Here is a 6,680-nt window from a genome sequence, read left to right on the forward strand (position 1 = left end):
GTCTGCTCTGAATTCTTTGTTAAACTGTAACAAAATCTAGTTTATATATTGAGGAAGCATATGCATAAATTGAACTTGGGTAAATCGCTAATTCTTTTTTTAGCATTGCCACTTTTTTTGGTTGGTTGTAGTAAAGACCATACCAAAATAACGATTGTTGGATCAAGTGCCTTACAGCCATTGATTGAACAAGCAGGTAATGATTATCACTTAGCTCATCTTAATAGTAATATTATTGTTCAAGGTGGTGGTTCAGGTACTGGTCTTAGCCAAGTGCAAGCCGGTGCCGTTCAGGTAGGAACTTCCGATGTTTTTGCTGATACGCAAAAGGGAATTGACGCAAGTAAACTGCACGACTATCAAGTTGCTGTTGTTGGAATTGTACCAATTGCTAACAAGGATGTTGGTGTGTCCAATTTGTCGCCTAGGCAACTAATGGCAATTTTTACTGGTAAAATCACTAATTGGCGCCAAGTTGGCGGTAAAAATTTGCATATTATTGTGATTAACCGTTCTCGTGGCAGCGGTACTAGAACAACTTTTGAAAGCTTGATTTTAAAAGGGCAAGACGCTGTTAACTCACAAGAGCAGGATTCTAATGGTACTGTTAAAAAGATTGTCAGCTCAACACCAGGAACAATTTCTTACATTTCATTTCCTTATGCAAATGATCCTAACATTCAAAAATTAAGTGTGGATCATGTGCAGCCAACGAATCGGAATATTCCGACTAATAGGTGGCCATTATGGTCATATGAACATATGTACACTAAAGGTAGGCCAGATAAAGAAACGGCCGCGTTTATTACTTATGTCTTGGGTAAAAAAGTGCAGCGTGAGTTGGTACCTAAAATCGGTTACTTAAGCATTAATGAAATGAAAGTTATTCGCAATAGTCATAATCGAATTACAAAAGTAGGTGGCACGCATGAGTAAACACGAACAGGACTTACAAAAAGTTGTCGATCAGGCGATTGCCCAGCAGAAAGTACCACATGTAAAATTTAAAAAGATTGGTCCAGAAAGTGTTGATATTGCCCGCCTAACTAGTCAATCTAAAGAAACACGCCAAGAGCGTTGGGGCAAAGGATTGACCTCGTTAGCAATTGTACTTATTGCGATTTTAATTGCGGCAATCATTGGGTTTGTTGGATTTCATGGGTTAGCAACTTTTGTTAATGATAAAGTAAACATTTTTCATTTTTTGTTTACCAGTAGTTGGAATCCTAGTGCTGGCAAAAATCATGTTGGTGCCGCAGCGATGATAGTAACTTCTTTTGCGGTAACTTTGCTGGCTGCTTTATTAGCAACACCATTTGCCATTTCCATTGCTTTATTTATGACAGAGTATGAATCTGGTAAGCAAACACGTTTGTTACAATCTGTCATGGAATTATTAGTCGGTATACCTTCAGTTGTTTATGGCTTCTTAGGTTTGACTGTAATTGTACCGGTAATTAGAACTATCTTTGGGGGAACAGGATTTGGTATTCTAGCAGCGACTTTAATTTTGTTCGTTATGGTTTTGCCAACGATTACTTCGCTAACGGTTGATGCCTTTAAGGCAGTTCCTAAGGACTTAAGGCAGTCTTCTGCAGCATTAGGGGCAACGCGCTGGCAGACAATTTATCATGTTGTATTGCGTGCGGCTCGTCCGCGCATTTTGACAGCAATTATTTTTGGGATGGCGCGCGCCTTTGGTGAGGCGTTGGCTGTCCAAATGGTGATTGGGAATGCGGTTTTAATGCCATATAACTTAGTAAGCCCAGCGGCAACATTAACCAGTCAATTAACTAGTCAAATGGGTAATACAGTTATGGGCACGCTGCCTAATAATGCTTTATGGTCACTAGCTTTATTGTTATTAATTATGTCACTGGTGTTTAACTTCTTGGTTCGTCTAATTGGAAAGAAGAGGTAGCTGATGAATTCAAAAAAAGTTGATCGAATTGCAACAGGTGTAATTTACTTGTTAGTTGCAATCGTCATTTTGATATTAGTTGGTATTTTAGGCAATATTTTAATTGCTGGTGTACCGCATTTGTCATGGCACTTTTTAACATCGGCTTCCTCTTCATTTGAAGCTGGCGGCGGTATTCGTGACCAATTATTTAATTCACTTTATTTATTAGTTTTAACGCTGGTAATTTCACTGCCAATTGCATTAGGAGCGGCTATTTATTTGGCTGAATATGCACAAGATACTTGGGTAACGCGCCTGATTAGAACAACAATTGAAATCTTGAGTTCACTACCATCAATTGTTGTCGGGCTGTTTGGCTATCTCTTGTTTGTAGTTCAGTTTGGTTTAGGCTTTTCAATTATTGCTGGTGCTTTGGCACTAACCTTTTTCAATTTGCCAATATTAACGAGCAATATTGAACAGGCAATTAACGGCGTTCCGCAAACGCAGCGTGAAGCAGGTTGGGCACTAGGATTGTCAAATTGGAAAACTATTCGCGGGATTGTTTTACCTGCAGCATTACCGGGAATTATTACCGGAGTTATTTTAAGTGCTGGACGAGTTTTTGGAGAAGCTGCCGCACTTATCTATACTGCTGGGCAAAGTGGCTCAACAGTTGATTATTCTAATTGGAATATGTTCAGTCCAACTAGCTTTTTGAATGTGATGCGCCCAGCGGAAACTTTGGCGGTACATATTTGGAAAGTAAATACTGAGGGCATTATTCCTGATGTAAATCTTGTTTCAGCAGCAACATCGGCTTTGCTCGTAATTGTGGTAATTATCTTTAATTTTGGCGCCCGCTTTTTGGGTAATTGGCTTTACAAGCATTTAACTGCTGCAAAAGTAAAATAAGGAATTTATATGGAAAATTGGCAAACGCAAAAAAAATATATTAAGACTTTTAATAATGAGGAATGTGCCCTTTATACGCATAATTTAAGTGTCTTTTATGGTGGTACAGTGCAAAAACTGTTTGATGTTAGTCTGGGCTTTAAAAAGAACACCATTACAGCTTTGATTGGTGCTTCAGGTTCAGGCAAATCTACTTTTTTGCGTTCGTTAAACAGGTTAAATGACCGTGTTGCTAGAGTTGATGGCAATATCATGTTTCATGAACTTGATATTAATCAGAAAAAAATCAACGTTTACGAATTGCGCAAGGCGATTGGCATGGTCTTCCAAAAACCTAATCCCTTCCCGAAGTCAATTAAGGAAAATATCACTTATGCGTTAAAGGCGAATGGTGAACAAGACAAGGCAAAACTAAATCAACTTGTTGAGGAAAGTTTGCGTGCCGCTGCTTTGTGGGATGAGGTGAAGGATAAGCTAGACCAGAGTGCCTTGGCGTTATCAGGTGGTCAGCAGCAACGCTTATGTATTGCTCGTGCAATTGCCTTAAAGCCGGAAGTATTACTTTTGGATGAACCAGCTAGTGCGCTTGATCCTGTATCAACAGCAAAACTTGAGGATACGCTCAAGCAATTGCGCAGTAAGTACACGATGATTATGGTAACGCACAATATGCAGCAGGCTTCGCGGATTAGCGATTATACCGCGTTTTTTCATTTAGGTCATGCACTTGAATATGACACAACTACCAATGTTTTCACTAATCCGCAAGGTAAAATTACTGAAAAGTATATTCAGGGCAGTTTTGGCTAAAGGAGCATAATGATGAAGAATATCATGGAAGTCAAAAATGTCAGATTAAATTATGGTGATTATGAGGCTTTGCATGGCATTAATCTAGCATTTCCAGAACAAAAATTGACGGCATTAATTGGACCTTCAGGATGTGGGAAGTCAACGTTATTGCGCTGTCTTAACCGGATGAATGACGATATTGACAATATCAAAATTACGGGTGATATTCTGCTGGATGGGCAGGATATCTATCGACCGCACCTAGATTTAGTTGAACTACGTAAAAATGTCGGGATGGTATTTCAACAGCCGACGCCGTTCCCTTTTTCTGTTTTTGATAATGTAGCTTATGGCTTGAAGGTCGCGGGTGTTAAGGATAAGGAATTAATTGAGCAGCGGGTTGAAGAAAGTCTGAAACAAGCAGCAATTTGGGAGGAAACTAAGGATAGCTTGAATCGTAATGCACAGGATTTTTCAGGTGGGCAGCAGCAGCGAATTTGTATTGCTCGGGCGCTGGCAGTAAGACCAGCTGTAGTCCTACTTGATGAGCCAACGTCTGCTTTAGATCCAATTTCTAGTTCGGAAATTGAAGAAACGCTCATGGGTCTTAAGACTAAGTATACATTTATTATGGTAACGCATAATCTGCAACAAGCGAGCCGGGTTTCGGATCAAGTTGCGTTTTTGATGAATGGTGATTTGATTGAATCAGGTTCAACCGAAGAAATGTTTGTAGCACCTAAAAAAGAAATTACAAGTAATTACCTAAATGGTCGGTTTGGTTAAAAGCGAGGAATATATGCACGAGATATTTTTAGACGAATTAAAAAAGCTGAATACGCAATTTATGGAAATGGGTGTTCTAGTTAATGATCAAATTGATCAAGGGACGCGTTCATTTGTTGCTCACGATAAAACAACAGCCCAAAAGATGATTGAAGAAGCTGATGTTGTACCCAAAGAAACAATTAGAATTGAAAAAAAAGCATTGGATCTAATGGCTCTCCAGCAACCGGTAGCTACCGACTTTCGGGTGGTAATCAGTATTTTAAAAGCTGCTACTGACTTAGAGAGAATTGGTGAAAATGCGATCAGCTTGGCAGTCGAAACTGTCAGAGTGAAGGGTAATCCGCGAATTCCAGAGGTTGAAGAAATCATTTCACAAATGACGCATGAAGTCCGCAAAATGTTAATTGAAGTCTTAACAGCTTATGTTCAAGAAGATGAAAAGACAGCACGTTCAATGGTAGTTCTGCGTGAAGCCGTTACTGTCAATTACCAAAAGGCACGCAAAGATATTATTGATGGGATTGAAAAAGAACCTAATGCGGCAGTTGCTTCTGCTAGTTATTTTGTAATTATTCGGTTGCTCAAACGAATTAGTGATCACATTGTTAACTTGGCTAGTTGGGTTATTTATAAGATTACTGGCGAGTTATTTGAATTAGCTGACCCAAAAGCAGAATAAATACTTGCGTAAATTAATTAGGCCTGCTATACTTGTTAAAGTAAATTCTACCTAAGACTCGGGTGGCATCACGCCTTAATTTCCCGCCGAGGCCAGAAGATAATGAAGATTTTCAAAACTCCATGTCTTTGTGGCATGGAGTTTTTGGCCTTTTTAGGATTTATTAATGATTTTATGGAGGTGAATTAGATTGAGTAAAGCTGCTATTGCTGCAAAGGAAAAGCTTGTTGATGCTTTTGCTGAAGAACTTAAAGCTGCTAAAGCTATCTTAATAATTGATTACCTTGGTTTAACTGTTGAAGAAGTTACTGCTATGCGTAAGGAACTTCGTGAAAACGACGTTAAGATGAAGGTTATCAAGAACACTTATTTAAGACGTGCTGCTGCTAAGGCTGGTATTGAAGGACTTGACGATGCTTTTGTTGGTCCTACTGCTGTTGTTTACACTGACAATGCTGATGATATTACCGAACCTGCACGGATCGTTTCTAAATACGAAGATGACTTTGAAGTTTTGAACATCAAGGGTGGTATGCTTGAAGGTAAATTGACTTCTAAAGAAGAAATCAAGGAACTTGCTGCTATTCCTGGTCGTGAAGGCTTACTGTCAATGCTTGTATCTGTATTGCAAGCTCCAGTTCGCGACTTCGCATGTGTTGTTAAAGCTGTTGCTGATTCAAAAGACGAAGCTGCAGAATAATAAAGATTATAAATATATCTAATACTAATTTTTCGGAGGATACTTAAATATGGCTTTAGATACTGAAAAGATTATTGAAGACTTAAAAGGTGCTTCAATTCTTGAATTAAATGACCTTGTAAAGGCTATTGAAGATGAATTTGATGTTACTGCTGCTGCTCCAGTTGCTGCTGCAGGTGCTGGTGCCGAAGCTGCTGCTAAGTCAAGCTACGATGTTGAATTGACTGAAGCAGGTCAAGAAAAGGTTAAAGTTATTAAGGTTGTTCGTGACATTACTGGTCTTGGCCTTAAGGACTCAAAGGACATGGTTGATGGCGCACCTAAGAACGTTAAGGAAGGCGTTTCTGAAGATGAAGCTAACGACATTAAGTCTAAGCTTGAAGAAGTTGGAGCTACTGTAACCCTTAAATAGTTACGGTCCAACTGGACAATGCTAATAAAAAACGCGTATTCGCAATTTGCGGATGCGCGCTTTTTGTTTTATTGATTTGTGGTTCAAATGTGTTATATAGGCTGTACAGTTTACCTTGGTAATAGCGATTAAGTAAAAATTCTAAATATGTGACACTAACAGTGGTTTATTTTGTTATAATTATTGCGATGTAGAAAAGTTAAAAGACGGTTTACTACCTGTGAGTGAAAGGACTGATGCCGATGAGCATGAGTGGATTCATACTCCGATCTATTATAAGAAGGGAGGACAGGTAGGTGCAGATCATTTTGGCACTGATGTTGATTTTCGCTATTAGTTTAGTTGGATTGGCATTTAGGTTAGCCAAAATGAAGCAGTATCAGCTGCTGGCGGCAGTGATAATCAATCTACTGCCATTAGTAGTTGAACTGCTAAGAAGTTTACTCAAGTAATTTTGAGCAAACAAAAACCGTCTAACTCTAACTGGGAA

Annotated in this window: 8 protein-coding genes and 1 other annotated feature; all 8 genes read left to right on the plus strand. The window is 39.0% G+C overall.

Annotated features, from left to right (window positions below; genetic code table 11):
• The first annotated feature begins 60 nt into the window (after window positions 1-60).
• The 8 genes from PT281_RS05370 (at window position 61) to rplL (ending at window position 6,190) form a co-directional block, all read left to right on the plus strand.
• Window positions 61-936: a phosphate ABC transporter substrate-binding protein gene (locus PT281_RS05370; protein WP_277152681.1), complete on the plus strand. Its 876-nt coding sequence runs from the start codon at window positions 61-63 to the stop codon at window positions 934-936.
• Window positions 929-1,921: a phosphate ABC transporter permease subunit PstC gene (gene pstC / locus PT281_RS05375; protein WP_277152683.1), complete on the plus strand. Its 993-nt coding sequence runs from the start codon at window positions 929-931 to the stop codon at window positions 1,919-1,921. The genes PT281_RS05370 and pstC overlap by 8 nt, the downstream gene beginning before the upstream one ends.
• A 3-nt stretch (window positions 1,922-1,924) precedes the next feature.
• Window positions 1,925-2,818, plus strand: coding sequence for a phosphate ABC transporter permease PstA (gene pstA / locus PT281_RS05380; RefSeq protein ID WP_277152685.1), 894 nt, complete (start codon window positions 1,925-1,927; stop codon window positions 2,816-2,818).
• Between the two features lie 9 nt (window positions 2,819-2,827).
• Complete coding sequence (pstB, locus tag PT281_RS05385) at window positions 2,828-3,628, plus strand: phosphate ABC transporter ATP-binding protein PstB (protein WP_277152686.1); 801 nt, start codon at window positions 2,828-2,830, stop codon at window positions 3,626-3,628.
• Between the two features lie 12 nt (window positions 3,629-3,640).
• Window positions 3,641-4,396 carry a phosphate ABC transporter ATP-binding protein PstB gene (pstB, locus tag PT281_RS05390; protein WP_277152688.1) on the plus strand — a complete coding sequence of 252 codons (756 nt, stop codon included), beginning with the start codon at window positions 3,641-3,643 and terminating at the stop codon, window positions 4,394-4,396.
• Window positions 4,397-4,409: 13 nt separating this feature from the next.
• The gene (gene phoU / locus PT281_RS05395; RefSeq protein WP_277152689.1) at window positions 4,410-5,078 is read left to right on the plus strand and encodes a phosphate signaling complex protein PhoU; all 669 of its coding nucleotides are present in this window, start codon (window positions 4,410-4,412) and stop codon (window positions 5,076-5,078) included.
• A 32-nt stretch (window positions 5,079-5,110) separates the two neighbouring features.
• Window positions 5,111-5,235: a sequence feature (ribosomal protein L10 leader region), on the plus strand.
• A gap of 33 nt (window positions 5,236-5,268) precedes the next feature.
• Window positions 5,269-5,778, plus strand: coding sequence for a 50S ribosomal protein L10 (gene rplJ / locus PT281_RS05400; protein WP_277152691.1), 510 nt, complete (start codon window positions 5,269-5,271; stop codon window positions 5,776-5,778).
• A gap of 49 nt (window positions 5,779-5,827) precedes the next feature.
• On the plus strand, window positions 5,828-6,190 hold the full coding sequence (gene rplL / locus PT281_RS05405; protein ID WP_277130654.1) for a 50S ribosomal protein L7/L12: 363 nt from the start codon (window positions 5,828-5,830) through the stop codon (window positions 6,188-6,190).
• Window positions 6,191-6,680 lie beyond the last annotated feature (490 nt).

It is taken from the genome of Lactobacillus sp. ESL0701 (assembly GCF_029433445.1).
Classification (GTDB): Bacteria; Bacillota; Bacilli; order Lactobacillales; family Lactobacillaceae; genus Lactobacillus.

Coding starts and splice junctions, on each gene's coding strand:
- PT281_RS05370 (WP_277152681.1), top strand. CDS start 61: ATGCATAAATTGAACTTGGGTAAATCGCTAATTCTTTTTTTAGCATTG.
- pstC (WP_277152683.1), top strand. CDS start 929: ATGAGTAAACACGAACAGGACTTACAAAAAGTTGTCGATCAGGCGATT.
- pstA (WP_277152685.1), top strand. CDS start 1,925: ATGAATTCAAAAAAAGTTGATCGAATTGCAACAGGTGTAATTTACTTG.
- pstB (WP_277152686.1), top strand. CDS start 2,828: ATGGAAAATTGGCAAACGCAAAAAAAATATATTAAGACTTTTAATAAT.
- pstB (WP_277152688.1), top strand. CDS start 3,641: ATGAAGAATATCATGGAAGTCAAAAATGTCAGATTAAATTATGGTGAT.
- phoU (WP_277152689.1), top strand. CDS start 4,410: ATGCACGAGATATTTTTAGACGAATTAAAAAAGCTGAATACGCAATTT.
- rplL (WP_277130654.1), top strand. CDS start 5,828: ATGGCTTTAGATACTGAAAAGATTATTGAAGACTTAAAAGGTGCTTCA.